Origin of the sequence: Thalassobaculum sp., assembly GCF_040219615.1 — a bacterium.
In the GTDB taxonomy this organism is placed as follows: Bacteria; Pseudomonadota; Alphaproteobacteria; order Thalassobaculales; family Thalassobaculaceae; genus Thalassobaculum_A.
In genome coordinates this window covers 554,113-579,649 of sequence record NZ_JAVJSE010000041.1, presented here as the reverse complement: position 1 = coordinate 579,649, position 25,537 = coordinate 554,113, and the positions used below count along the sequence as shown (strand labels likewise).

The window sequence follows — 25,537 nt, the reverse complement described above, 5'->3', positions numbered from 1 at the left end:
CGATGCGCCGTCGAGGCGGTTGCCGATTTGATCCAGCGCAATCCGGCAGACGGTGCGCCAGCCTGACGCAGGCCCGGCGGTCGCGCGCTCAGGCGGCCTGCCTGAGCCGAGCCTCGGCCAGGCGGTCGGCGGCGACCGAGGTCGGGATGCCCTCGGCGTCGGCGGCCTCGAAGATGCGTGCCAGAGTGTCGTGGATCCGCGCGATGTGCGCATAGGCCGCCTGCCGGTCGTAGGGCCGGCCGGTCCGCGTCGACTCGTGGCTGACGTTGATGATGCCGCCGGCGTTGATCGCGTAGTCGGGGGCGTACAGCACCCCGTGCTCGGCGAGGGCTCCGCCGTGCCGGGCCTCGGCGAGCTGGTTGTTGGCCGAGCCGGCCACCACCGGCGCCCACAACTCGGGGATCGTCCGGTCGTTCAGGATCGCGCCCAGGGCGCAGGGCGCGAACACCTCGACATCCTCCGCATGGATCGCCGCCGACTCGGCACGGCGTGCACCGAACCGCTCGACGGCCGCATCCACCCGGCCCGGATCGAGGTCGGCGACAACCAGCTCGGCCCCGGCTTCGGCCAGATGCTCGGCAAGGCACAGGCCGACATGACCGAGCCCCTGCAGCGCCACCCGGAGCCCGGTGACATCGGCCCCGCCGAGCCGGTGCCGCACCGCCGCCTGCATCCCCATGAACACGCCGAAGGCGGTGGCCGGCGACGGATCCCCGGAGCCGCCTTCGGCGATGCCGGCGACATGCGCGGTGGCGGTGCGGACGGTCTCGAGGTCCGCGACCGAGGTGCCGACGTCCTCCGCGGTGACGTAGTGGCCGCCGAGCCGGTCGATGGCGCGACCGAGCGCCCGCCACAGGGCTTCCGACTTGTCGTGCGCCGGGTCGCCCAGGACGACCGCCTTGCCGCCGCCCAGCGGCAGTTCGGCGAGCGCCGACTTGTAGGTCATGCCCTGGGACAGCCGCAGCACGTCGGCCACCGCGTCGGCCTCGCTGGCGTAGTGCCACATGCGGCAGCCGCCGAGGGCGGGGCCGCGGGTGGTGTCGTGGATGGCAATGATGGCGCGCAGGCCGCAGGCGGGATCGGACGCGAACACCACCTGCTCGTGGCCCGCGAAGTCGGGAGCGGTGAAGACAGACATCGCTTCTCTCCCTCGAAAGTCCGCTTTTCCGGGAGGCTGGGCATCCCGGGCGGGTTCGGGAAGAGGGGTGCGGGGAAAAGACCGATCCGGTCCCTACCCGGCTTGCGACGGGCAGCGGGGTTGCGCGGCGGCGGCCGCCGACGACAGAAACCTGCGGGCTGCGGACGGAGCTATTCGCCCGGCTGCGGGCTAGGCCTGCCGGCGCGCGGGCCGCGGGCCGCCAGCACGTCGACCGCTTTGCCCAGCACCCCGCGCGGCATGTAGATGATGAACAGCACCAGCATCAGCCCGTAGATCGTGACGTCGAGGCCGTGGAACTGGTGCCCGAAGCCGAGCCGCAGGCCCTCGCCGAGCAGCAGGGTGATGACGGCACCGATGGTCGGGCCGAGCTGCACGAACATGCCGCCGGCGATCACCGCGAACACGATCTGCAGCGAGATGGCGATGCCCGACACCGTCTCGGGATTGATGTACTGCTGGTACTGGCCGTAGACGGCGCCGCCGAACGCGGTCATCGCCGCCGAGATCACGGTGACGGTCAGCTTGGTGCGGGTGACGTGGATGCCGACCGAGGCGGCGGCGTCCTCCTCCTGGCTGATCGCCTCCATGGCGTAGCGCAGCATCGATCGGTCGACCGCGCGCCAGATCAGCAGCCCGGCCAGCCAGACCCCGACGATGATGTAGAACCAGACCGTCTTCGAGGCGAACTGCAGGGCGTAGAGCGACACCGGGTCCTCGGGCGACACGACGCCGATCGGGGTTACGCCGAGCGATCCGCCGGTGGTATCGCGCAGGGCCACGATCAGCAGCCGCGCCACCTCGGTGAGAGCGAGCGTCACCAGCGCGAAGTAGTGCCCGGTGATCTTGAACCGGAAGCACGGCAGGCCGATCAGCAGGCCGAGGATGCCGGCGGCGACCACCGACAGCGGGATGCCGACCCAGGGGGTCAGGCCGTAGAGATTCCACAGCATCGTGGTGCCGTAGGCGCCGACGCCGAGGAACGCGCCGTGGCCGAGCGAGACCAGGCCGAACCGGCCCATCACCGACCAGCCGGTGTAGACGAAGCCCCAGAGCAGGATGGAGATCGCGATGTGCAGCACGTAGTCGCTGAAGCCGAGCAGCGGGAGGCCGAGCACCGCGGCCAGCCCGACGGCCTTCAGGATCGTGACGTTGCGTGCGGTCGAGGCTTCCATCGCTCAGCTCCGTGACCCGAGGATGCCCTGCGGGCGGATGAACATCATCACGATGAAGAACACGAAGGCCATCACGTAGCCCCACTCGACCTCGGCGTAGAAGCCGCCGAGCGCGATGAACTCGGCGAAGATGAAGGCGGCGATGAAGCCGCCGATCATGTTGCCGAGGCCGCCGAGCACGCAGACCATGAAGGTGATCGGGCCGAAGGTCAGGCCGATCGCCGGGTGGATGTCGTACAGCAGCACCAGCAGGCAGGCGCCGAGCCCGGCCAGGCCGCCGCCGAGTGCGGAGGTGACCAGGTAGATCTTGCGGGGGCTGACCCCCATCAGGGGCATCACGTCGCGGTCCTGGCTGATCGCCCGGATGGCGGTGCCGAGATAGGTCTTTTTCAGGAACAGCCAGAGCACGCCGACCGCCACCAGCGAGACCGAGAAGGCGATGATGCGCGACACCGGGAAGAACATCTCGCCGGCCTCGACGCTGCCGAACGACACGCCCAGGTTCCGGAACTCGACCGAGAACATCATGGTCGCCAGGCCCTGCAGGAAGAACAGCACGCCGCCGGTCACCAGCAGCTGGTTGATCGGCTCGGTGTGCAGGATCGGCCGGATCACCAGGTGGTGGAGCAGGGCGCCGAGGGCCGCCACCACCAGGATGCCGGCGCCGAAGGCCAGCGGCAGGGGTACCCCGAAGTCCGCGTAGAGGTAGTAGATCGTGTACATGCCGAGCATGATCAGCTCGGCGTAGCAGATCCACACCACGTCGATGACGCCGAAGATGATGTTCAGGCCGAGCGACAGCAGCGCCAGCACGCCGCCGAACAGCAGGCCCTGGATCACGGTCTCCCAGAGGAACGGATCGGTGAGCGAGAATTCCATCGTCGATCCCCTCTACAGCCCGATATAGGCGCGGCGGACTTCGTCGTTCTCCAGGAGATCCCGGGACGCGCCGCTCATCTTGATCCGGCCGACCTCGAGCAGATACGCCCGGTCGACCACCTTCAGCACCTGCTGGATGTTCTGCTCGACGATCAGCACGGTGTAGCCTTCCTCGCGGATCCGCCGCACCAGGTCGAACACCTGCTGCACGATCACCGGCGCCAGCCCGGCCGAGGGCTCGTCCAGCAGCAGCAGCTTGGGCCCGGACATCAGGCCGCGGCCGATCGCGCACATCTGCTGCTCGCCGCCCGACATGGTGCCGGCCAGCTGGTGGCGCCGCTCCTTCATGCGCGGGAACAGCTCGTACACGTAGGCGAGGCGCTCGTCGAACCGGCTGCGGGCGCCGTTGATGAACGCCCCCATGCGCAGGTTCTCCTCGACCGTCAGGCGCGGGAACAGCCGGCGATGTTCCGGCACATGGGCGATCCCCAGCTCGATGACCTTGTGGGCCGGCACGGTGTCGAGGGTCTGGCCCTCCATGGCGATGTGGCCGCCGTTCAGCGGGATCACCTTGGAAATCACCCGCAGCAGCGACGTCTTGCCGGCGCCGTTCGGGCCGATCACCGCGACCGCCTCGCCGGCGTTGACCTCCAGGCTCACGCCGAACAGGGCCTGGAAGGTCCCGTAGCCGGCGGTCACGTTGTCCAGCGTCAGCATGCGCCGGCCTCCGCGGCGCGGCCGCCGACCTGGGTCTGCAGGCTCTCGGCGTCGGTCCCGAGATAGACCTCGATCACCTTGGGGTCGTGGGCGACGTCGCGCGGCAGGCCGCTGGCGATGATCTCGCCGTGGTCCAGCACCACGCAGCGGTCCACCACCCGCATCAGCACGCCCATGATGTGCTCCACCCAGATGATCGTAATGCCGCGCTCGCGGCGGATGTCGCTCAGCATGTCGGCGGCCTGGTCCATCTCGTGCTCGTCGAGGCCGCCCAGGCTCTCGTCGGCGAGCAGCAGCCGCGGCTGGGTGGCGAGCGCGCGGGCCAGCTCCAGCTTCTTCAGGCCGGCGGCGCCGAGCCCGTCGACCCGAATCCCCGGGTCGGCCGGCAGCTGGGTGAGGGCGAGGGCGTCCTCCGCCCGCTTCCAGGCTTCGGCGCGCGAGATCAGGCTGTTGGCGCCGTAGTAGGCGGCCAGCGCCACGTTATCCAGAATGCTCAGTTTTCGAAACGGCCGCGGAATCTGGTAGGTGCGGGCGATCCCGAGGTGGCAGACCTCGGTCGGCGACCGGCCGGCGATCTCCTGGCCGTCCAGCTTGATCGAACCGGCAGTCGGCGGCAGGGCGCCGGCGATGAGGTTGAAGGTCGTGCTCTTGCCCGAGCCGTTCGGCCCGATCAGGCCGAGGATCTCGCCCTCGGCCAGGTCGAAGCCTATGCGGTCGACGGCGGTGAAGCCGCCGAACCGCTTGGTCAGCCCGTGCACTTCCAGCATGGACCCCATCGCCGGTCTCCCCAATTCGACGTCGGTATAGGCTGGTGCTTAGCGGTCAGCGCGCGTAGCTGTGACCGGCCGGCAGCGGCAGCACCGGATCCATGGTCCGGATCGCGGTCGGCCAGACGATCTTGGTCTCGCCGTCCACATACTGCATGACCACCGGCGAGGAGCGGCTGTTCTGGCCGGCCATCTCGCTGCCCGGGGGATCGAACTTCACGCCATAGCCCTGGATCGTGCCGCCGACCGGGATGTCGGTGTCCAGCGCCGCCTTGCGCAGGGCCTCGGGGTCGTAGCCGCCGTACTTCTTGATGGCGCGCGGCAGCACGTCGGTGAAGAAGATCCAGGCCTGGTTGAAGCCCATGGAGGTGTGGGGCGGAACCTGCTCCGCACCGCTGGCCGCCTTGTAGCGCTTGACCATCTCCTGGGTCAGGTCGCCGAGGCCGGGGGCCAGGGTCTTCGGGTCCAGCAGCTGGGCCGCCACCGGGTCGACGTTGTAGATGAAGTCGGCGTCCTTGCCGAAGGTGTCCTTCAGCTTGTCGATCTGGCCGTAGCCGGCGCCGTGGCCGATCAGCGCCGCCCACTTCAGGCCCTGCTCCTTGGCCTGGCGCAGGAACAGCGTGATGTCGGGGTTGTAGCCGGTGTGCAGGATGACGTCCGGCCGGGCCCGGCGCAGCTTGGTCACTAGGCTCGACAGGTCGGGCGCGGTGGCGGCATAGCCCTCCTTGAGGACCACCTTCATGCCGTACTTGCTGCAGGTCGCCTCGTTGCCCGAGGCCACGCCGGAGCCGTAGGGGCCGTCCTCGTGGATGATCGCCACCTTCAGGTCGCCCGGCTTGATGCCGAGCTTCGCCTCGGCCTGCTCGTTCAGGAAGGTGCAGGAGGCCCAGCCGAACTGGTCGGAGTGGACCTGGGCGCGGAACACGTATTTCAGGTCCTTGCCCTTGAACACCGCCGAGGCGACGCAGACGTTGGCCCACATGAACTTCTTCTGGGAGTCGACTTTCTGGGCCATCGGCACGCAGTGCGCCGACGAGTAGACGCCCATGATCAGGTCGACCTTCTCCTGGTCGAGCAGGCGGGTGGCCTCGTTGATCGCGACCTCGGCCTTCGACTGGGCGTCGGCGGTGATCGCCTCGATCTTGTGGCCCTCGACGCCGCCCTTCTCGTTGATCATGTCGATGGCGGACTGGGTGCCGATGGCGGCGGCCTGCGACCCGCCGGCCGCGAACGGCCCGGTGAAGTCGTAGATCACGCCGATGCGGATCGGGTCGGCGGCGTTGCCGGGCGCGAAGGGTACGGAAGCCACCGCTGCGGCCCCGAGCACACCCCACACCGCCCGACGCACGGATGTCGTGAACGTCATGACGCTTCCTCCTGTCTGAAAATGCCGGCCGGTGAACCCCGGCTCTGGAACGATGGCCGGGGCAGTGTCGGCGGCTAATCGGATCGGAGTCAACCGGCTGCCATATCAGATGATGCCATTGGTGCCGGGCTGTCGATCAGATCGGCGCAGGCGCAATGGGTGGAGCCGAGTCGGCCGGCTTCATCGGAGTAAGCCCTTTGTCACGCGGTGAGGGTCGCCAAGCGTGCCAGGACCTCTCCGAGCGTGCTGTCGTCCGCCCGGTGACCGCTGGCGGACAGGCGCCGCGCTTCGCCGTCGATCGACTTGATCTGATCCACCAGGATCGCCCCGGTGATCTCGCCGCCTTCCGGCAGCATGACCTTCCAAGGCCAGGGAGACCGGTTGGACGTGATCGGGCACACGATCGCGCAATTCGAGATGCCGTTGTAGACGGCCGGTGAAATCACCAGTGCGGGCCTGCGGCCAGCCTGCTCGTGACCCTTCTGTGGATTGAAGTCCAGCCACACGAGGTCGCCACGGTTTACCGTCATAGAGCTTCGCGCCCCACGGGTGCGTCGTCGAGCGGGTCGGGCGGGGTCAGAGCCTTGGCCTCGGCCACCAGGTCCTCGAGGGCATAGGCGGGCCGGGCGCGCCGGATGACCAGCGCGTCGCGCTCGATCTGCAGGTCCACTGTCTGGCCTTCGTGCAGACCGAGCGTCTCAACGGCGAATTTCGGCAGGCGCAATGCGCACGACCCGCCCCATGTGCCGATCCGGGATTTCATGTCAGGCACCGTTTTGAGGTGAATAAGATCCGACCTTCATATCATACGGTAAGTAGACTATTTCGATAAGTGGATTTCGGCCGCGACGCCGCCGCGAGACGCTGTCCGGAACCGGGTGGCAGCCGCGGGTTGCGCGTTCCGCGATCGTCACCCGGTCGCGGTCAGTCGAACGTCTCCAGCGCATCCACCGCCGCCCGGTCGTAGCCGAGCGAGGCCTTCAGCAGCTGCCGCGTATAGGCGTGGGTCGGCTCCGATCGGCGGAGCTGGTCGACGCTCATCTCCTCGACCACCCGGCCGGCGTTCATCACCGCCATGCGGTCGCACATATGGGCGATCACCGAGAGGTCGTGGCTGACCAGGACGTAGGTCAGGCCGTGCTCGCGCTTGAGGCGCTGCAGGAGGTTCAGGATCTCGGCCTGCACCGAGACGTCGAGCGCCGAGGTCGGCTCGTCCAGCAGCAGGATCTTCGGCTCCAGCATCAGGGCGCGCGCGATCGCCACGCGCTGGCGCTGGCCGCCGGACAGCTGGTGCGGGTAGCGGAACCGGAACTCCGGGCCGAGGCCGACGTCGCGCAGCAGTTCCAGGATGCGGGCGTCGATGTCCGCCACACCGTGGATCCGGCCAGGCTCGCCCAGCGTGCGGTCGACGGTGTGGCGCGGGTGCAGCGAGCCATAGGGGTCCTGGAACACCATCTGCACGGTCTCGTAGAACGCCTTGCTGCGGTCGCGCCCGAGGTTATTGCCCTCGACCGCGATTCGGCCGGTCCAGTCGCGCGCCAGGCCGGCGATCGCCCGCAGCACGGTCGACTTGCCGGAGCCCGATTCGCCGACCAGCCCGAAGCTCTCGCCGCGGTCGACCGACAGCGAGACGTCGCGCACCGCGTGCACCATGTCCTCGCCCTTGCCGAAGCGGACGTCGAGATGGTCGATCAGGAGGGCGACTTCAGGAGACGCGCGCATCGACACCGGGCTCCGTCTTCCAGGATTCCTCGCGGGTCAGGGTCGACAGCCGCTCCTTGGGCTGGTCGACTCGCGGCAGCGAGGCCAGCAGCCCGCGGGTGTAGGGATGCTGGGCGGCGTGCAGTTCTGAGGCCCTGCAGGTTTCCACGATCTGGCCGGCATACATGATCACCACCCGGTCGCAGAACGAGGCGACCAGGTTGAGGTCGTGGCTGACGAACATCAGCCCCATGCCGCGGCTGGTGACCAGGTCGTCGACGATCGCCAGCACCTGCATCTGCACGGTCACGTCGAGCGCCGAGGTCGGCTCGTCGGCGATCAGCAGGTCCGGGTCCGGGATCAGCATCATGGCGATCATAATGCGCTGGCCCATGCCGCCGGAGACCTCGTGCGGATAGGCGCCGTAGACCCGCTCGGGATCGCGGATACGCACGGCTTCGAGCATCTCCAGGGTCCGTCGCTTCGCCTCCGACGGCGAGGCTCTGGTATGGACCTGGTAGGCTTCGGCGATCTGCCGGCCGACAGTCATCACCGGGTTCAGCGAGAACTTCGGGTCCTGCATGACCATGGCGATCCGGTTGCCGCGGATCGACCGGTACTGCTTCTCCGACAGCGACCGCAGGTCGATGCCGTCGAAGGTCATCCTGCGGGCCTCGACGATCCCCGGCGGCCGGATCAGGCCGAGCACGGCGCGCCCCGTCATGGTCTTGCCGGAGCCGGACTCGCCGACGATGCCGACCTTCTCGCGGCCGACCGAGAAGCTGATGTTGCGGACCGCCTCGACCACCCGGGTGCGGGTCGGGAAGCGGACCGAGAGGCCTTCGACCTCGAGCAGCGGGGCGCTTGCCTTGGGGATCATCGGGCGGACCGCGGGTCGAGGGCGTCGCGCAGGCCGTCGCCCAGCAGGTTGAAGCCGAGGCTGACCGTGAAGATCGCCAGGCCGGGGACGGTCGCCACCCACCACTGGTCGAGGATGAACTGCCGGCCGGTCGAGATCATCGCACCCCATTCCGGCAGCGGCGGCTGGGCCCCGAGGCCGAGGAAGCCGAGGCCGGCGGCGGTCAGGATTATCCCGGCCATGTCGAGGGTCACCCGGACGATCACGCTGGAGATGCACAGCGGCATCACGTGGCCGACCACGATGCGCAGCGGCGAGGCGCCCTGCAGGCGGATCGCGGCGATGAAGTCCGAGTTGCGGATCGTCAGGGTCTCGGCCCGCGCGATCCGGGCATAGGGCGGCCAGGAAGTCAGCGCGATGGCCAGTACCGCGTTCTCGATGCCGGGGCCGAGCGCCGCCACGAAGGCCAGCGCCAGGATCAGCCGCGGGAACGCCAGGAACACGTCGGTCATCCGCATCAGCACGACATCGACCCAGCCGCCGGCATAGCCGGCCACGGTGCCGATCAGCAGCCCGAACACCGGTGCGGTGATCACCACCAGGGCCACGATGTAGAGGGTGACGCGGGCGCCGTACAGCAGGCGGCTGAAGATGTCGCGACCGAGCTCGTCGCTGCCGAGCAGGAAGCCCGGCGTGCCCGGTGGCAGCAGCCGCCGGGTCAGGTCCTGGGCGATCGGATCGGCCGGCGCCAGCAGCGGCGCGAAGATCGCTGCCAGTATCAGCACGACGACGATCCCGAGTCCGAGCATGGCCAGCGGGTTGCGGGCCAGCCCGAGCCAACCGAGGTAGATCTGCACGCACTTGGCCTGCAGCCGGCTGGTCGGCGAGTCGGATGTCAGCCAGGCCAGCGGGCCGTGGCGGCCGGACGAGGGGACGGCGTGGTCGGTCATGCCGGCCTCCTCACCGGGCCCGCGGGTCGACGAAGCGGTACAGCACGTCGGACAGCAGGTTCAGGCCGATGAACACGATGCCGACCACGACGGTGCCGCCGAGGACGGCGTTCATGTCGGCGGCCAGCAGGGCGTTGGTGATGTAGAAGCCGATCCCCGGCCAGGCGAACACGATCTCGGTCAGCACCGAGCCCTCGAGCAGGTTCGCGTAGCTGAGCGCGATGACGGTGATCAGCGGCACCATGACGTTGCCGAGCACGTGTCGCCAGATCACCCGGGCCTCGGACAGGCCCTTCACCCGGGCGGTCGTCACGTATTCCTGGGCCAGCTGTTCCAGCATGAAGCTGCGGGTCATGCGGCTGACATAGGCCAGCGAATAGTAGCCGAGCACCGAGGCCGGCAGGATGATGTGCGACAGCGCGTTGGCGAACACCTCGGTGTCGCCGGCCAGCAGGCTGTCGATCAGGATGACGCCGGTGACCTGCGGGACCACGTCCTCGAAGAACACGTCGAGGCGGCCCGGGCCGGCGACCCAGTCGAGCTTGCCGTAGAACACCAGCAGGCCCACCAGGCCGAGCCAGAACACCGGCATGGAATAGCCGAACAGCCCGAGCAGGCGGACCAAGTGGTCGGGCCAGCGGCCCTGGTGCACGGCGGCGATCACGCCGGCCGGAATCCCGATCGACACCCCGATGATGGTGGCGACGGTCGCCAGCTCGAGGGTGGCGGGGAACACCCGGGCGATGTCCTGGATGACCGGCCGCGAGGTCAGCAGCGACGTGCCGAAATTGCCGGTCAGGACCTCGGTGACGTAGTTCCAGAACTGGACGATCAGCGGGTCGTCGAGGCCCATCGCCTTGCGGGTCGCCTCGTAGACCTCGTTGGTCGCGCGTTCGCCGACCACGGCCAGGACCGGGTCGATCGGCATCACCCGGCCGATCAGGAAGGTGATCAGCAGCAGGCCGAGCAGGGTGACCGCCAGAGAGATCAGCAGGCGGCCGAGCTTCAAAATGCCGGAACGGGAGGAGAGCCAGGCTCTCCTCCCGCCCGAGATGGTGCCGGTGAGGCTCATCTGGTCCTGTTACTTCGTCACGGTCCAGTAGTGCACCGACGAGATCGCGCTGCCGGTGACCAGGCCCTCGACGTTCTTGCGCAGGCCGGTCTGCTCGATCTTCTGGAACATGATCACGAACGGGCTGGCCTGCTGGTGCTCACGCTGGATCGAGCGGTACATCTCGGCCCGCTTGGCGGAGTCGGCCTCCTGAACTGCGGCCTCGGTCTCCTTGGTCATCCCGGGGATGTCCCAGGCGTTCCGCCAGGCCAGCTTGCCGGTCAGCTTCGCCTCGTCCGTGTTGTTCGGATTGTGGGCGAAGGTGTCGGCGTTGGTGTGCGGGTCCGGATAGTCCGGGCCCCAGGCGCCGAGATAGACGTCGTGCTCGCGGGCCCGGTACTCGCCGAGCGACTGCTTGCCGGTCATCGGCGTCAGCTCGACCTTGATGCCGGCCTGGGTCAGGGTGCCCTGGATGGCCTGGGCGATCGCCATGTAGGTCGGCTCGTTGCGGACGTTGATCTTGACCGCGACGTCGTCCGAATGGCCGGCCTCCTTGAGGAGCGCCTTGGCCTTGGCGATGTCGAGCGAGTACGGCTTCTCCTTCAGCTCGCCGAGATAGGTCAGCGGCAGGAAGGCCTGGTGCGGGGTGTACTGGCCGCGCAGGATGGTGTCCGACATGCCCTTGTAGTCGACCGCCCACTTGAAGGCCTCGACGACCTTCGGGTCGTTCAGCGGGGCCTTCTTCTGGTTCAGGGACATGTAGACGATGCGGCCGCGCAGGTCCTCGTCGACCTTCAGGTCGCCGTTCCCGGCGATCGCCGCGATGTCGTCCGGGGTCAGGTTGCGGGCGACGTCGACGTCACCCTTCTCGAGCTGCAGGCGCTGGCTGGCCGACTCGGAGACGTGGCGGACGAACACCCGCTTCATCGCCGGCTTGGCGCGCCAGAACTCGGCGTTGGCCTCGAGCACATAGGACTCGTTGGCCTTCCAGGACTTCAGCGCATAGGCGCCGGTGCCGGCGGTGTTGGTCTTCAGCCACTCGTAGCCCATGTCGCCGTCCTTCTCGTGGGCGAGGGCGGTCTTCTTGTCGACGATCGAGCCGATGGTGGCGCTGAAGCAGTTCAGCACGAAGGACTGGGCGTACTTCTTGTCGGTGGTGATCACGAGGGTCTTGGCGTCGGTCGCCTTGATCGTCTCGTTGATGTTGTCCTTGGTGAACCCGAACTGGGTCAGGATGAAGGACGGGGTCTTCTCCAGCAGCACCGCGCGGCGCAGCGAGAACTCGGCGTCCTCGGCGGTGAACGGGTTGCCCGACTGGAATTTCACGCCGTCGCGCATGGTCAGCGTGAAGGTCCTGCCGTCCTCGCTGACCTTCCACGACGCCGCCAGGCCGGGCTGGTAGCCGGCGCTCAGGTTCTTCGGATCGAACTCGACCAGCCGGTCGTAGGTGTTCTGCAGCAGGTCGCCGCCGGAGAACTCGAAGGCCTCGGCCGGGTCGAGCGAGACGATGTCGTCGATCGCCGCGGCGACCACGAGGGTATCCTTGGGCGTCGCGGCCAGGGCCGCCGTCGAGGTCATTGCGACCGCCGCCAGCATGCCCGCCGCGAACGCGGACGTGAACTTGGTCATCTGTGATGCCTCCTGTTCGGATCGGCGACCGCCTTGTCCCCTTGGGTCGCCTTCCATGGACGGGGGATTGTTACAGCTTTGGCCGCGGCGAGAGAACCGGAATCCTGACCGTCCGGTCGATCAGGTCAGCTTCCAGCCGCCTGCGACATCGACCACCTGGCCGGTGATGAAATGCCCGGCCTCGGAGGTCAGGAACAGGGCTGCGGCGGCGACGTCGGCCGCGGTGCCGAGCCGCCGCATCGGCGTGTCGGCCACGATCGCGTCGTTGACCGCGGTCGCGACCCCGCGCATCAGCGGGGTGTCTATCCGGCCGGGGGCCAGGGCGTTGACGTTGATGCCCATCGGCCCGAGCTCGCCGGCCAGGTGCTTGGTCAGGCCGATGAGGCCGGCCTTGGTGGCCGGGTAGTGCACGCCGACGAAGTCGACATGGGTCTTGGCCGCGACCGAGGACTGGTTGACGATCGCGCCCCAGCCGCGCCGCGCCATGTCCGGCCCGAACACCCGGGCACCGTGGAACGCGCCGGTCAGGTTGACGTCGACGACCCGCTGCCATTCCGCCGGGTCCATCTCCAGCACCGAGGCCGGGCGCCCGTCATGCTTCGGCGAGATCCCGGCGTTGCTGATCAGAATGTCGACCGGCCCGAGATTGGCGGCGACCTCCCGGCCGGCCGACTCGACGGCGTCGAAGCGCGCGACGTCGCAGGCCACCGCCATCGCCCGGTGGCCGGCGGCGGCGATCGCGCCGGCGGTGTCCTCGGCGGCGTTGCCGTTGGCGTCCAGCACCGCGACGGCGGCGCCGGCGGCCGCCAGCGCCTCGGCGATCGCCCGGCCGATCCCGGACCCGCCGCCGGTGACGACCGCGACGCGGCCATTGTGTGTCCTGCTCATGCGCCGTCCTCCAGCGGGGCGTCGAGGGCGCGGATCGCCGCCCGCACGCCGTCGGGTATCGCGACCTTCTCGGCCGTCGCGTTGATCATCAGCACCAGCACCGCGGTGCAGGTCGCGTGGCAGCCGGCCTCGCTCCAGGCGGCGTACTCCATCACGAAGGAGGTGCGCCGCATCGACCTGACCCGGGCGGTGACGAACGCCGTGTCGTAGTAGGCCAGCGGCTGCAGGTAGCGCGCCTCCAGGGTCATCATCACCGGCCCCGGCGTGTCGGCCGACAGCCGCGGCAGCCCGGCCGCCTGCAGGTAGCGGTTGCGCGCCGACTCGAACCACAGCAGGAACGCCGTGTGGTTGGCGTGCCGGAAGGCGTCGACGTCGCGCCACTCGACGATCCGCTCGAAGCCGAAGTTCCAGCCCGGCTCGACCCGGAACCGGGCGCGGTCGGCGGCCGCAATTCGGTCTGCGGCGATGCGGTCCGTCGGGGCTGCGGCGGCCGACAGGTCGCCGGCAGGGGAAAGGCGGTCGTTCATGGCACAGGACTTCAGGGTGGACTCACGGCATCTTCGGCGAGCGGCCGGCCGACGGCAACCGCGTCGCCCGCCCGGGTCGACTCGTTGACCGGAGCCGGCCCGTCGATTAGGGATTCGCTGAGCGACGCCGTCGCGATAAGCTCGGGCGCTGGACGTCCAGGTATTGAAGGGAGATCGGCATGACCACGGAAGCTCTGAAGCAGGGCACTGCCAGGGTGACCCGCCGCGACGCGACGGTCGCCGCGTTCCTGGCCCTGTTCCTGGGCAGCGTCCTGACCTTCGGGGTCGGCATGGCGGCGCCGGACGCGGTCCACAACGCGGCGCATGACTGGCGCCACTCGATGGGCTTCCCCTGCCACTGATCGGGCCGAGGGCGCGATGATCCGACGGCTGTTCCTGTCGGCGCTGGTCGCCGGCCTGCTGGCCGGGTTGACGGTGTCCGCGCTGCAGGCCGTCACCACGGTGCCGCTGATTCTGCAGGCCGAGAGCTTCGAGGCGGCGGCCCCGCAAGCACACACCGCCGGCGCTACCGCCGCCCACGACCACGGGTCGCACAGCCACGGGGCCGACACTTGGTCGCCGGCCGACGGGATCGAGCGCACGCTCTACACCACCATCGCCAACATCGTCGGCGCCACCGGGTTCGCGCTGCTGCTGACCGCCGGCTTCGTGCTGCGCGGCGAGCAGGGCGGCGGGCGCCGCGGCCTGCTGTGGGGGCTGGCCGGCTTCGCCGCCATGACCCTGTCGCCGGCGCTCGGCCTGCCGCCAGAGGTGCCGGGCAGCGTGGCCGGCGACTTGGCGGCGCGCCAGCTCTGGTGGATCTCGGCGGTGGTGACCGCCGCGGCCGGCCTGTGGCTGCTGGCGTTCGGTCGCTCGATCATGTGGAAGGTCGCCGGGGTGGCGCTGCTCGCGCTGCCGCATGTCGTCGGCGCGCCGCATCCGCATGGCGGCGAGGCCGGGCTGGCGCCGCCGGAACTGGCGGCCCGCTTCGCGGCCACCTCGATCGTCGTCTCGGCGGTCACCTGGGCGCTGATCGGCTGGCTGTCGGGCACCTTCTACCGGCGCTTCGGCCAGCCGCAGGGCACGGCCGCCTGATCGGGCGGTCCTTCCAGCCCCCGTTACACCCCGCTACACTTCCTCGAAACACGGCGCGCCGTCCGGCGCGTCGAACAATGAAGCCGTTCGAGGAAGCGCCATGCCCGAAACCTTCGCCGTCGCCGGCGCCGGCCTGATCGGCCGTGCCTGGGCCATCGTGTTCGCCCGCGCCGGCCATCGCGTGCGCCTGTGGGACGCGGTACCGGCGGCGCTCGACGCCGCCCTGCCGCTGCTGCGCGCCAACCTCGACGACCTGGAGGCCCAGGGCCTGATCGCCGGCGCCGCCGAGGTCGCGGCCCGGGTCGAGACCGTGGCGACCCTGGCCGATGCCCTGGACGGGGCCGCCTGGATGCAGGAATGCATCGCCGAGCAGGTCGAGCCGAAGACCGCCCTGTTCGAGCAGGCCGACCGGCTGGCCGAGCCGACCGCGATCCTGGCCTCGTCGTCCTCGGCGATCGCCGCGTCGCGCTACACCGAGGGCCTGGCCGGGCGGCTGCGCTGCCTGGTGGCGCACCCGGTCAACCCGCCCTACCTGGTACCGCTGGTCGAGCTCTGCCCGTCGCCCTGGACCGACAAGGCGGTGGTGGAGCGGGCGCGCGCGGTCATGGAGGCGGCCGGCATGGTGCCGGTGTCGGTGAATCGCGAGGTCGAGGGCTTCGTGCTGAACCGGCTGCAGGGCGCGCTGCTGGCCGAAGCCTTCAAGCTGGTCGCCGACGGCACGATCTCGGCCGACGACCTGGACAAGACCGTCAAGGACGGCCTCGGCCTGCGCTGGTCGTTCATGGGGCCGTTCGAGACCATCGACCTGAACGCGCCCGGCGGCGTCGCCGACTACTGCGCGCGCTACGGCCCGTTCTACGAGCGGCTGCAGGCCGAGCAGGCGCCGGTGCTGCCTTGGGACGCCGCGCTGGTCGGCCGGATCGAGGCCGAGCGTCGCAAGCGGCTGGCGGCGGACGGGCTGGGCGAGCGCCAGGTCTGGCGCGACCGCCGGCTGATGGCGCTGCTGCGTCACCAGGCGGACGCGACCGACGAGTTCGGGGGATAGGGCCATGCCGCGCGAGATCCGGCTGACGACCGAGACGCCCTGGCTGGAGATCCGCACCACGCCGGCCGACTGGAAGAAGGCCGGCCGCGGCCGCCTGGCGACCCTGCTGCACCGCATGCACCTGATCCGGGCCTTCGAGGAGGCGGTGCTGGAACTGGCCGGCGAGGGCCTGGTGAACGGCCCGGCGCATTCCTCGATCGGCCAGGAGGGGGCGGCGGTCGGCGCCATGGCGGCGCTGCGGGCCGGCGACCAGATCAACGGCTCGCACCGGGCCCACCACCAGTTCCTGGCCAAGGCGCTGGGGCGGGTGCTGGACGGTGAGGCTTTCGACCCGCTGGTGGCCGGCGAGCACCCGGCGGTGGCGCCGATGCTGACCCGGACCCTGGCCGAGATCATGGGGCTGCAGCCCGGATTCACCGGCGGGCGCGGCGGCTCGATGCACCTGCGCTGGGCCGAGGCCGGCGTGATCGGCACCAATGCCATCGTCGGCGGCGGCGTGCCGTTCGCGCTGGGTGCGGCCTGGTCGCGCATGAAGGCGGGCACCGGCGACGTGGCGGTGACGTTCTTCGGCGACGGCGCGCTGAACATCGGGGCGGCGCTGGAGAGCCTGAACCTCGCCGCGGCCTGGAGCCTGCCGATCTGCTTCTTCGTGGAGAACAACCAGATCGCGGTCGCGACCACGGTCGCCGAGGCGACCCGCGAGACCCGGCTGTCGGCGCGCGGCCCCGGCTTCGGCATTCCGTCCTTCGCGGTCGACGGCATGGACCCGCTGGCGGTCGCGCTGACCATGGACCGGGCGGTGGCCATGCTGCGCGCCGGCAAGGGGCCGGTGATGATCGAGGCCGCGACCTACCGCTACTTCCACCAGTCCGGCCCGCTGCCGGGATCGGCCTTCGGCTATCGCACCAAGGAGGAGGAGGACGCCTGGCGGGCCCGCGACCCGATCCGCCGGGTGGCCCGCGAGGCGGCGGCCGCCGGCCTGATCGACGAGGCCGAGGACGCGCTGATGCGCGAGCGCGCGGTACGGACTGTCGCCGAGGTGGTCGGCCGGCTGGTCGAGCCCGAGGGCAACGGCCGGCGCATCGTGCCGGCGTTGTGGCCGGACACCGGGACCGTCGACCACGGCCTGCGCAGCGGCGGCGCCGAGTTCGACGGGATCGGGTTCGTCGAGCTGGAGACCTATCGCGGCGCGGTCGAGGAGCGCAAGTTCATCGACGTGGTCAGCGCCGTGATGGACGCCCGCATGGCGGCCGACGACCGGGTCGTGGTGCTGGGCGAGGACATCCATCGGCTGCGCGGCGGCACCAACGGTGCCACCCGTGGGCTGTTCGAGAAGTATCCCGGCCGGGTGCTGCCGACCCCGATCTGCGAGCAGACCTTCACCGGCTTCGCCGGCGGCGTGGCCGTCGACGGGCGCTATCGGCCGGTGGTCGAGTTGATGTATCCGGATTTTGCCTTAGTGGCTTGCGACCAGTTGTTCAACCAGATCGGCAAGTTCAGGCATATGTTTGGTGACACCCTGTCGATGCCGGTGGTGGTGCGCGGCAAGGTCGCCATGGGCTCCGGCTACGGTTCCCAGCACTCGATGGACCCGGCCGGGCTGTACGCCCTGTTCCCGGGCTGGCGGATCGTCGCGCCGACCACGCCGTTCGACTATGTCGGGCTGATGAACAGCGCGCTGACCAGCGACGACCCGGTTCTGGTGATCGAGCATCTGGAGCTCTATGCCTCGTCCGGCCCGGGACCGGTCGACGACTACGGCTACCACGTGCCGTTCGGGCGGGCGAAGGTGGTGCGGCCCGGCGGCACCCTGACGGTGGTGACTTACCTGGCGATGGTCGAACGGGTGCGGGCGGCGGCCGAGCGGCTGGGCGTCGACGCCGAGGTCATCGACCTGCGCAGCCTGGACCGGGCCGGCCTGGACTGGGAGACCATCGGCGCCAGCGTGCGCAAGACCGGCGCCCTGGTGGTCGCCGAGCAGGGGCCGCTGACCGCGTCCTACGGCCAGATGGTCGCCGACGAGGCGCAGCGCCGGCTGTTCGACTGGCTGGACGCGCCGGTGCTGCGGATCCACGGCGGCGAGGCGTCGCCGACCATCTCGCGGGTCTTGGAGCAGGCGGCGATCGCCAACGACACCAGGGTCGAGGACGGCCTGCGCCGGGCCCTGGCCGAGATCGGCCGGCCGCTGCCGGCGGTGGCGGCCGAGTAGCTACTTCGCGATCAGGTCGTCCAGCCGGTCGACCCGCCGGATCCCCGGGAACAGCCGCCACCAGAGCGCGGTGACGGCGATCGTCACCACGCCGCCGACCAGCACCGACGGCACCGAGCCGATGCCGCCGGCCATGATGCCGGCCCGGAAGTCGCCGAGCTCGTTGGAGGCGTTGATCGCCACCGAGTTCACCGCGCTGACCCGGCCGCGCATGCCGTCGGGGGTGGCGATCTGCACCAGGGTCTGGCGGATGTACACGCTGACCATGTCGGCGCCGCCATAGACGCCGAGCGCCAGCAGCGACAGCCAGAAGGTCTCGGACAGGCTGAACACCACGATCGATCCGCCGAAGATCGCCAGCGCCACGAAGAACGCCGGCCCCATGTGACGGGGCGAGGCGATCTGCGTGAGCGCGAGGCCGACGATCAGCGAGCCGACCCCGGGCATCGCCCGCAGCAGCCCGAGCCCGTCCGGGCCGACATGCAGGATGTCCTTGGCGAACACCGGCAGCAGGCCCATCACGCCGCCGAACAGCACCGCCAGCAGGTCGATGGAGATCGCGCCCAGCACCACCTTGTTGGCCCAGACATAGGAGAACCCGCCGAGGATCATCGCCAGCCCGAACGGCTCGCGCGCCTGCACCTTCAGGCGGGCGCCGATCGCGCCGGCGGCGGTGGCGGCCAGCGCGAACATCACCAGGATCACCCAGTACACGCCGTCGCCGGTCCAGGCGATCAGCAGCCCGCCGAGCGCCGGCCCGACCAGCTGCGCCGCCTTGCCGGCCGAGGACGAGTAGGCGATGGCGTTCGGGAACTGCGCGCGCGGCACCAGGTTGGGCAGGATCGCCTGGCTGGCGGTGTGGAAGAACGACCGGGCCGCCCCGTGCAGCACCAGCACCGCCAGGATCGGCCACACGGTCCCGGTGTCGTGCGACAGGATCGCGATCAGCAGCCCGACCGCGACCATGTGTGTCAGGTTGCAGGCCACCAGGATGCGGCGCCGGTCGAACCGGTCGGACGCCAGGCCGGAGACCAGGAACAGCGCCAGCGCCGGCGCGAACTGCGCCAGCCCGACCAGCCCGAGGTCCACCGGGTCGCCGGTCAGTTGGTAGACATGCCAGCCGACCGCGACGGTCAGGGCCTGGACGGCGACGGTGTTGCAGGTGCGGCCGCCGACCACCAGCAGGAAGTCGCGGTTGCGCAGGAGCGGCGGCGGGGCGGGTTCGGTCATCGGCGGGGGCTCGTCGGGCAGGGCCGCCGACTATACGCGCCCGACGGTTTGCTGTCGCCAGGAGGCACCTCGCTGCACGCGTCCTCCACCCTCAATCGGCCTGAGGTGCTCGCGAGGCGAGCCGCGAAGGCCCGGTGTCGGCCGGCCCTTCGTGGCCGCACGATGTGCGGCGCCTCAGGACGATAGGGGGAAGGCGAAGCGAGACCTGTCGTCGGGAGCCGGCCGTCGCTACGGTACCGGCTGCAGACCCAACCCGACGAGGCTCCCCATGCTCAGACTCGGCCTGATCGGCGCCGGCGCCATCGGCGCGCATGTGATCGACCTGGTGGCGCGCGACCTGTCCGACCGGGTCACGATACCGGCGGTGCTGGTGCGCCGGCCGCGACCGGCGGCGCCGGGCCCGCTTCTGCTGGCCGACCCGGAGGCGTTCCATGCCGACGCCTTCGACGTGGTGCTGGAGGGCGCCGGCCACCAGGCGGTGCGCGACCACGTGCCGAGGCTGCTGGAGCGCGGGGTCGCCGTCATCATGACCTCGATCGGCGCCCTGACCGACGACGCCCTGCACGACCGCTGCCGGGCGGCGGCCGAGCGGGGCGGCACCAGCCTGACCCTGGCCTCGGCCGGGATCGGCGCGCTCGACATCCTGTCGGGGGCGGCAGTCGGCGGCCTGGACGCGGTCGAGATGCTGGTGCGCAAGGATCCGAGCGCCTGGTACGGGACCGCCGCCGAGGGCCTGTTCGACCTCGCCGGCATGACCGAGCCGACGGTGATCTTCGAGGGCACGGCGCGGGAGGGGGCGGCGACCTACCCGCAGAACGTCAACATCTCGGCGGCGGTGGCGCTGGCCGGCATCGGCCTCGACCGCACCCGGCTGACCATCGTCGCCGACCCGACCATCGACACCCATGTGATCGAGGTGACGGCGCGCGGCGCCTTCGGCTCGTTCCGGTTCGTCGAGGACGTCGCGGTCGCCGAGGAGAACCGCAAGACCGGGAAGATCGTGGCGATGGCGGTGACCAAGACGGTGCGGCAGCTGGTGTCGGCGGTGCGGATCGGGGGGTGAGGGGCGTCCCGCTATCAAGTGGTGAGGCGGCGGGTGGGTTCCGGCTCCGTCCCACCGCCGGCGGTCCGGTCCGGAATGACGGCAAATGAACGATGCCCCACCCCACTTCGTCATTCCGGACAGGCGCGCAGCCGCGCGGCTGATCCGGAACCCACGGAACGACGGGCTCTTGGATCCGGCTGCTACTCCCCCGCAGGAAACGTCACCGCCTCGATCTTGTTGCCGTCGGGATCCTGCACGAAGGCGCCGAAGTACGGGCCCAGCGCCGCCTGCCGCGGTCCCGGCGCGCCGGCGTCGGTTCCGCCGTGCTGCAGCGCCGCCGCGTGGAACGCCCGCACCGCCGCCTCGTCGCGGGCCCGCAGCGCCACATGGACGCCGGTGCCGGGCCCGATCGGTTCCAGGCCCTCGCGCAGGTTCAGCCAGACCTCGGGGTACTTCTTGCCGAAGCCGACGGTGCGCTCGCGCTCGACCAGCCGCGTGTAGCCGAGCGGGCCCAGCACCGCCTCGTAGAACGCCGCCGCGGCTGTGAGGTCGCGCACGGCGACCGAGACATGGTCGATCAAGGCGTCTTCCTCCGGCTTTCCAATTCGTCGATGGTCCGGGGCCAGTCCTTTTTCAGCAGGGTCGACAGCGCCCGGTCGGCCAGCAGCTTGCCGCCGGTTTGGCAGCGCGGACAGTAGTTGGTCTCGTTGTCGGCGTGCACGATACGCTGGATCGGGGTGCCGCAGGCCGGGCAGGGCTTGCCGTATCGGCCGTGCGCCGCCATGGCCGGGCGGAACGCGGTGACCCGCGTCGGCCAGCCGTCGCCGGTCTCCTGACGGCCACGCTCGATCCAGGCCAGCAGGGTGCTGCGGGTCGCTTCGTACAGCCGGGTAACTTCCGCATCGCCCGGCTTGCGCGTCATGGCGATCGGCGACAGCCCGGCGGCGTGCAGGATCTCGTCGGAATAGGCGTTGCCGATGCCGGCGAACAGATGCGGGTCGGTCAGCGCGCGCTTGAGGGTGTGGTTGCCGGCGACCAGGGCGGTCGCGAACGCCTCCCGGTCGATCTCCAGCGGCTCCAGGCCGCCCGGGTCGTGATCCGCGAGCGCTCCGGCGCCCCGTACCAGGTACAGGCTGGCGCGCTTTTTCGAGCCCATCTCGGTCAGGATCAGGGTGCCCCCCTGGAAGTCGAAGGCCGCGAGGCCCTTCCTGCCCGGCAGGGCCGCCCCCGGCGCGGTCCATTGCAGGCGGCCGGCGATCATCAGGTGCAGCACCAGGAACAGGTCGCCGTCGAGGCCGATCACGATGCGCTTGCCGAGCCGGCGCAGGTTCTCGACCCGGCGGCCGACCGCCGCCTTGACCGGCGGATCGACCGAGCGCACCAGGAACGGGCTGGCAATCCGCAGGCCGGTGATCTCGGCCCCCAGGATCCGGCGCTCCAGCGCCTCCAGGTAGATCGCGATGTCCGGCAGTTCCGGCATGGCACGAGTGTCGTCCGGCGCTACGGCGCGGGCAAGTCCGGGAGTCGGACTTTCCCCGCGGCGGCCGGCGGGCTAGGTAGAGGGAAAGTCATCCAGGGAGAGAGCCATGTCCGACCTGCCCGCGACCATGACGGCGATCGAGATCACCCAGCCCGGCGGCCCCGAGGTGCTGAAGCCGGGGACCCGGCCGGTGCCGCAGGCCGGCGAGGGCGAGGTGCTGGTCAAGGTGGCGTTCGCCGGGGTCAACCGGCCGGACTGCCTGCAGCGGGCCGGCGGCTATCCGCCGCCGCCGGGCGCCTCCGACATTCCCGGGCTGGAGATCGCCGGGACGGTGGCGGCGGTCGGCGGCGGCGTGACGCGCTGGAAGGTCGGCGACCAGGTCTGCGCCCTGGTGGCCGGCGGCGGCTATGCGGCGTACTGCACGGCCCCGGCCGACACCTGCTCGCCGCTGCCCAAGGGCTACAGCCTGGCCGAGGCGGCGGCGCTGCCGGAGAACTACTACACGGTCTGGACCAACGTGTTCGAGCGCGGCCGCCTGCAGAAGGGCGAGACCATCCTGATCCACGGCGGCTCGTCAGGGATCGGCACCACGGCCATCCAGCTGGCCCATGCCTTCGGCGCCACGGTCTACGCGACCGCTGGCTCGGCCGAAAAAACCAAGGTCTGCGAGGAACTCGGGGCGACCCGGGGCATCGATTACCGCCAGGAGGACTTCGTCGAGGTGATGAAGGAAGCCGGCGGCGCCGACGTCATCCTCGACATGGTCGGCGGGCCCTACATTCAGCGCAACATCGACTGCCTGAAGCTGGAGGGGCGGCTGGTGCAGATCGCCTTCCTGCAGCCGCCGGTGGTCGACAAGTTCAACTTCCTGAAGGTCATGACCCAGCGCCTGACCATCACCGGCTCGACCCTGCGGCCGCGCACCGTGGCCCAGAAGGCGGCGATCGCCCGCCAGCTCGAGGAGAAGGTCTGGCCGCTGCTGGAAGCCCGCACCGTCAAGCCGCTGATCCACTCGACCTTCCCGCTGGCCGATGCCGCCGGCGCCCACGCGCTGATGGAGTCGAGCCAGCACATCGGCAAGATCCTGCTCGAGGTTTGACCGTCCCGGTCGGCCATGCCAAGAGAAGTCCCAGTAGTCAGGGGCCGTTTCGCATAACGGAACTGCCTTTGCCGGGCACATTGGTCGAGGTCCGTCGCGCATGTTCGACTGGACGTCGACTGTCCGTTGTCATAAACGCCGCGGTGCGAGCGGGCGCGTAGACGGCGGTCGGCCGCAGGGCTCCCGCAATTGCTGTGACGCGATCGGCCATGACGATCCTCATCACGCTCGTCGCCGGGTTCGGCGTGCTCTTCATGAGCATGAAGCTGCTGACCGCGGGCGCCCGCGAGATGGTCAGTCATCGCTTCCGGCGGGTCCTGCGGCGCCTGACGCGGTCCTATCCCTATGCGGCCTTGTTCGGCCTGATCACCGGCCCGCTGACACTCAAGACCAGCGTGCTCTTCTACACCGTCGCCGGCATGGTGGCGGCCCGGGCGCTCAGTCTGAAGCGCGGCGCCGACGTGATCGTATGGTCCAACATCGGCGGCTCGCCGATCATCTTCCTGCTCGCCATCGATGCGAGCCTGCTCGACGAGGCTCTGCTGGGCGCCGCCGGCGTCATGTACCTGCTGGACCTGCACCGGCGCGAGCGGACGCGCCATTTTGTCCAGGCCCTCCTGGGGGCCGGCCTGCTCATCCTCGGCATCGACCTGATGCGGGAAGCGGCCTTCCTGATGAAGGGAACGGCACTGCTGGACGCAGCGCTGCTGGTCGCCGCCCACCACCCGCTGGTGGCGCTGGCCATCGGGCTGTCCATCGGCTTCGTTATGCCGGTGCTGGTGATCGCGATCGTCACGGTGTCCCTGGTGGCGTCGGGTTCGATGGAGTTCCTGATCGCCGGGTTCCTGCTGGTCGGCGGGATGTTCGGCAACCTGTCCAAGACCTCGCTCTACATGCGCCGCTTCGATCGGGCGACCCAGTCGCTCGCCTATTTCAATGTGGCCAACCAGTCCGCCGCTGCGCTGCTGGTCACGGGTCTGCTGGTGCTCGAGTGGAGCGGCATGAGCGCCCCGGTCTCCCTTCTGACCGCATGGCTGCCTCCCGACAGCCTGGCGTCGCGCGGCGTGATGATCATCGTTCTGTGGGAGGCGGGCACGATCCTCATCGCCCTGGCGTTCCGGGATCGCAGTCTGGGGCTGGCGGTGCGACTGGTGCGGGTCTCCAAGGTCGACCGGCTGGCGTCGCCACGCTACCTGCCGGCGGAACCGTACGCCGATTCCGAGACCGCCCCGCTGTTGGCCGAGAAGGAAATGTCGCGCCTGCTGCCGAACCTCGGCGTCATGATCGAGGCCATCGGCACCGATCCGACGCGGACGCCGGCGCACACCCCGGCGGTTCTCCACGACGCCAATCTCGCCCTGGCCTCCCGTATCGAGATCTTCATCCAGGAGGTGCAGGACCAGAGCCAGTCGCGGTCGTTCCTGATCGGCGGAACGCTGCTGGGTCACCGCGTGCAACTGGCGAAGGACCTGACCGAGACCGTCACGGCGTTCGTCGCCACCGCCAAGGCCGCCGCTCCGTTTCCCGGTCTCGCTCCCAGCGTCGCGGCGATGGCGGAAAGCCTGCACTTCCTGGTGGGGGCCGTCGCGGAGACCCTGATCGCGCCCGACGCCGAGGACATCGAGACGATAAGCCGACTCACATCGGACCGGGCCGAGACGATCCAGCGGATGCGTGAGCGGCTGGTCAACGACATGCCGGCGCTCGATCGCGACGCGCACCAGGCGCTGTTCGCGCTGTCGAGCCTGTACGAGCGGTCGGTCTGGCTGCTGCACCGGCTGCTGCCCCGCGAGCCGTCGACGCCTGTCGAACCTTCTGCCGTCGGGACTGCCGCACCGGCCCCTTAGCGCCAGAACGGATCCAGCCGGCCGGCGAGATCGGCCGGAATCACTCCCGGGCCGCGGTCGGCACCGGCTGCGGTCGCTGCGATCGCGTCGCACCGGCGCCGGGCCTCATCGTCGAGCCGGCGGTGCGCCGGCCCGGCATCCCGCCAGCCGTCCCAGTCTGAGACCTCCCGCTTGCCGAGCGCCAGCAGGTCGCGGGCGAGGTTGACCCGCAGGAACCACTCGCCGCAGGCGGTACCGTGGCCGAAGGCCGCGGGGTCGGCGGCACCCGACCGCACCAGCCTCCAGGCCTCGCCGGCGGTCAGGAAGCGGCCGGCGGGCAGCCTGGCAGGGTCGAAGGCGATGCCGAGGTGCCGACGATGCGCAGCGTCCATCTGGGCGTCGGCGAACGCCCAGCGTCCCCCGTCGTCGTGCCGGTATTCGCACACCCAGTGGTCGGCATGGAAGCCCGGCCGGAGATAGTCTGCGAAGCCGCAGCGCACGCGGGCCGCGACGCCCTTGTGGCGCAGGAAGGCCGTGAGCAGCAGCGCGTAGTCCCGGCAGGTAGCGAAGATCCGCCCGGCGGGCGCGCGGGCGGTCGTCAACGGGGCGGCGGCGAGGGCCGACAGGCGTTCCGACACCGGCCGGGTCTCGCGCGAGGCGGCGGCGAAGTCGGCGGCGGCCAGGTCGTACAGGTGCAGGCCCGCATCGTGGATCAGCAGGCCCTGGACGACCTCGACCAGCCCGCCCACCCCGTTCGGCAGGCTGTCGAGCATTGCCCCGAACGGTTCGGGATCGGTCAGCGGGCCGTGCCGCACATACCAGTCCTGCGGGCCGGCCGTCATC

General features: G+C 70.2%; 26 protein-coding genes. 7 read left to right on the top strand and 19 right to left on the bottom strand.

The features are described from left to right. Positions 1-88: 88 nt before the first annotated feature. From RIC31_RS25705 to RIC31_RS25635, 15 genes are all read right to left on the bottom strand, one after another. The gene (locus tag RIC31_RS25705) at positions 89-1,138 is read right to left on the bottom strand and encodes a Leu/Phe/Val dehydrogenase (protein WP_350115078.1); all 1,050 of its coding nucleotides are present in this window, start codon (positions 1,136-1,138) and stop codon (positions 89-91) included. Positions 1,139-1,308: 170 nt separating this feature from the next. Beyond that, positions 1,309-2,331, bottom strand: coding sequence for a branched-chain amino acid ABC transporter permease (locus tag RIC31_RS25700; protein WP_350115075.1), 1,023 nt, complete (start codon positions 2,329-2,331; stop codon positions 1,309-1,311). A gap of 3 nt (positions 2,332-2,334) precedes the next feature. Then, the gene (locus RIC31_RS25695) at positions 2,335-3,210 is read right to left on the bottom strand and encodes a branched-chain amino acid ABC transporter permease (protein WP_350115072.1); all 876 of its coding nucleotides are present in this window, start codon (positions 3,208-3,210) and stop codon (positions 2,335-2,337) included. Positions 3,211-3,222: 12 nt separating this feature from the next. Beyond that, entirely contained in the window at positions 3,223-3,927 is a 705-nt protein-coding gene (locus tag RIC31_RS25690) for an ABC transporter ATP-binding protein (protein WP_350115070.1), read from the bottom strand. Continuing rightward, on the bottom strand, positions 3,921-4,703 hold the full coding sequence (locus tag RIC31_RS25685; protein ID WP_350115067.1) for an ABC transporter ATP-binding protein: 783 nt from the start codon (positions 4,701-4,703) through the stop codon (positions 3,921-3,923). The genes RIC31_RS25690 and RIC31_RS25685 overlap by 7 nt, the downstream gene beginning before the upstream one ends. Positions 4,704-4,749: 46 nt before the next feature. Beyond that, the gene (locus RIC31_RS25680) at positions 4,750-6,060 is read right to left on the bottom strand and encodes an ABC transporter substrate-binding protein (RefSeq protein WP_350115064.1); all 1,311 of its coding nucleotides are present in this window, start codon (positions 6,058-6,060) and stop codon (positions 4,750-4,752) included. Positions 6,061-6,260: 200 nt separating this feature from the next. Next, complete coding sequence (locus RIC31_RS25675) at positions 6,261-6,566, bottom strand: type II toxin-antitoxin system PemK/MazF family toxin (RefSeq protein WP_350115062.1); 306 nt, start codon at positions 6,564-6,566, stop codon at positions 6,261-6,263. 20 nt (positions 6,567-6,586) lie between these two features. Continuing rightward, a complete protein-coding gene (locus RIC31_RS25670) occupies positions 6,587-6,823 on the bottom strand; it encodes an AbrB/MazE/SpoVT family DNA-binding domain-containing protein (protein ID WP_350115059.1) in 237 nt (78 codons plus the stop codon). Positions 6,824-6,984: 161 nt separating this feature from the next. Further along, entirely contained in the window at positions 6,985-7,782 is a 798-nt protein-coding gene (locus tag RIC31_RS25665) for an ABC transporter ATP-binding protein (RefSeq protein ID WP_350115056.1), read from the bottom strand. After that, on the bottom strand, positions 7,766-8,641 hold the full coding sequence (locus RIC31_RS25660) for an ABC transporter ATP-binding protein (protein ID WP_350115053.1): 876 nt from the start codon (positions 8,639-8,641) through the stop codon (positions 7,766-7,768). The genes RIC31_RS25665 and RIC31_RS25660 overlap by 17 nt, the downstream gene beginning before the upstream one ends. Next, complete coding sequence (locus RIC31_RS25655; RefSeq protein WP_350115050.1) at positions 8,638-9,570, bottom strand: ABC transporter permease; 933 nt, start codon at positions 9,568-9,570, stop codon at positions 8,638-8,640. Before RIC31_RS25655 ends, RIC31_RS25660 begins: the two co-directional genes overlap by 4 nt. A 10-nt stretch (positions 9,571-9,580) precedes the next feature. Continuing rightward, positions 9,581-10,642, bottom strand: a complete 1,062-nt coding sequence (locus RIC31_RS25650; RefSeq protein WP_350115047.1) for an ABC transporter permease — start codon at positions 10,640-10,642, stop codon at positions 9,581-9,583. A gap of 9 nt (positions 10,643-10,651) precedes the next feature. After that, positions 10,652-12,250 carry an ABC transporter substrate-binding protein gene (locus RIC31_RS25645; RefSeq protein WP_350115044.1) on the bottom strand — a complete coding sequence of 533 codons (1,599 nt, stop codon included), beginning with the start codon at positions 12,248-12,250 and terminating at the stop codon, positions 10,652-10,654. 120 nt (positions 12,251-12,370) lie between these two features. Continuing rightward, positions 12,371-13,138, bottom strand: coding sequence for an SDR family oxidoreductase (locus RIC31_RS25640; protein WP_350115041.1), 768 nt, complete (start codon positions 13,136-13,138; stop codon positions 12,371-12,373). Further along, positions 13,135-13,665 (bottom strand): acyl-CoA thioesterase, encoded by a 531-nt coding sequence (locus RIC31_RS25635; protein WP_350115038.1) that lies wholly within the window; start codon positions 13,663-13,665, stop codon positions 13,135-13,137. The genes RIC31_RS25640 and RIC31_RS25635 overlap by 4 nt, the downstream gene beginning before the upstream one ends. A gap of 179 nt (positions 13,666-13,844) precedes the next feature. Between RIC31_RS25635 and RIC31_RS25630 the strand changes: the two genes are divergently transcribed. From RIC31_RS25630 to RIC31_RS25615, 4 genes are all read left to right on the top strand, one after another. Next, positions 13,845-14,027 carry a CbtB domain-containing protein gene (locus RIC31_RS25630; RefSeq protein ID WP_350115036.1) on the top strand — a complete coding sequence of 61 codons (183 nt, stop codon included), beginning with the start codon at positions 13,845-13,847 and terminating at the stop codon, positions 14,025-14,027. Positions 14,028-14,043: 16 nt separating this feature from the next. Beyond that, entirely contained in the window at positions 14,044-14,760 is a 717-nt protein-coding gene (locus tag RIC31_RS25625; RefSeq protein ID WP_350115033.1) for a CbtA family protein, read from the top strand. Positions 14,761-14,860: 100 nt separating this feature from the next. Beyond that, positions 14,861-15,805, top strand: coding sequence for a 3-hydroxyacyl-CoA dehydrogenase (locus RIC31_RS25620; RefSeq protein ID WP_350115030.1), 945 nt, complete (start codon positions 14,861-14,863; stop codon positions 15,803-15,805). A 4-nt stretch (positions 15,806-15,809) separates the two neighbouring features. Beyond that, positions 15,810-18,014: an alpha-ketoacid dehydrogenase subunit alpha/beta gene (locus tag RIC31_RS25615; RefSeq protein WP_350115027.1), complete on the top strand. Its 2,205-nt coding sequence runs from the start codon at positions 15,810-15,812 to the stop codon at positions 18,012-18,014. Here the strand turns inward: RIC31_RS25615 and RIC31_RS25610 are convergent, their stop codons facing one another. After that, a complete protein-coding gene (locus tag RIC31_RS25610) occupies positions 18,015-19,244 on the bottom strand; it encodes an MFS transporter (RefSeq protein ID WP_350115024.1) in 1,230 nt (409 codons plus the stop codon). 268 nt (positions 19,245-19,512) lie between these two features. Here RIC31_RS25610 and RIC31_RS25605 point away from each other — a divergent pair, with 268 nt between their 5' ends. Next, positions 19,513-20,307, top strand: coding sequence for an aspartate dehydrogenase (locus RIC31_RS25605; RefSeq protein WP_350115021.1), 795 nt, complete (start codon positions 19,513-19,515; stop codon positions 20,305-20,307). Between the two features lie 182 nt (positions 20,308-20,489). Here the strand turns inward: RIC31_RS25605 and RIC31_RS25600 are convergent, their stop codons facing one another. Both RIC31_RS25600 and RIC31_RS25595 read right to left on the bottom strand, forming a co-directional pair. Next, on the bottom strand, positions 20,490-20,870 hold the full coding sequence (locus RIC31_RS25600; RefSeq protein WP_350115018.1) for a VOC family protein: 381 nt from the start codon (positions 20,868-20,870) through the stop codon (positions 20,490-20,492). Then, positions 20,867-21,769, bottom strand: a complete 903-nt coding sequence (locus tag RIC31_RS25595; protein WP_350115015.1) for an Fpg/Nei family DNA glycosylase — start codon at positions 21,767-21,769, stop codon at positions 20,867-20,869. The genes RIC31_RS25600 and RIC31_RS25595 overlap by 4 nt, the downstream gene beginning before the upstream one ends. 106 nt (positions 21,770-21,875) lie before the next feature. On the opposite strand from RIC31_RS25595, the gene RIC31_RS25590 reads away from it, so the two are divergent. Both RIC31_RS25590 and RIC31_RS25585 read left to right on the top strand, forming a co-directional pair. Continuing rightward, complete coding sequence (locus RIC31_RS25590; RefSeq protein WP_350115012.1) at positions 21,876-22,868, top strand: NAD(P)H-quinone oxidoreductase; 993 nt, start codon at positions 21,876-21,878, stop codon at positions 22,866-22,868. A gap of 209 nt (positions 22,869-23,077) precedes the next feature. Continuing rightward, positions 23,078-24,715 (top strand): Na/Pi cotransporter family protein, encoded by a 1,638-nt coding sequence (locus tag RIC31_RS25585; RefSeq protein ID WP_350115009.1) that lies wholly within the window; start codon positions 23,078-23,080, stop codon positions 24,713-24,715. Here the strand turns inward: RIC31_RS25585 and RIC31_RS25580 are convergent. Continuing rightward, entirely contained in the window at positions 24,712-25,536 is an 825-nt protein-coding gene (locus tag RIC31_RS25580; protein WP_350115006.1) for a transglutaminase-like domain-containing protein, read from the bottom strand. The two genes, RIC31_RS25585 and RIC31_RS25580, sit on opposite strands and share 4 nt — an antisense overlap. Position 25,537 lies beyond the last annotated feature (1 nt).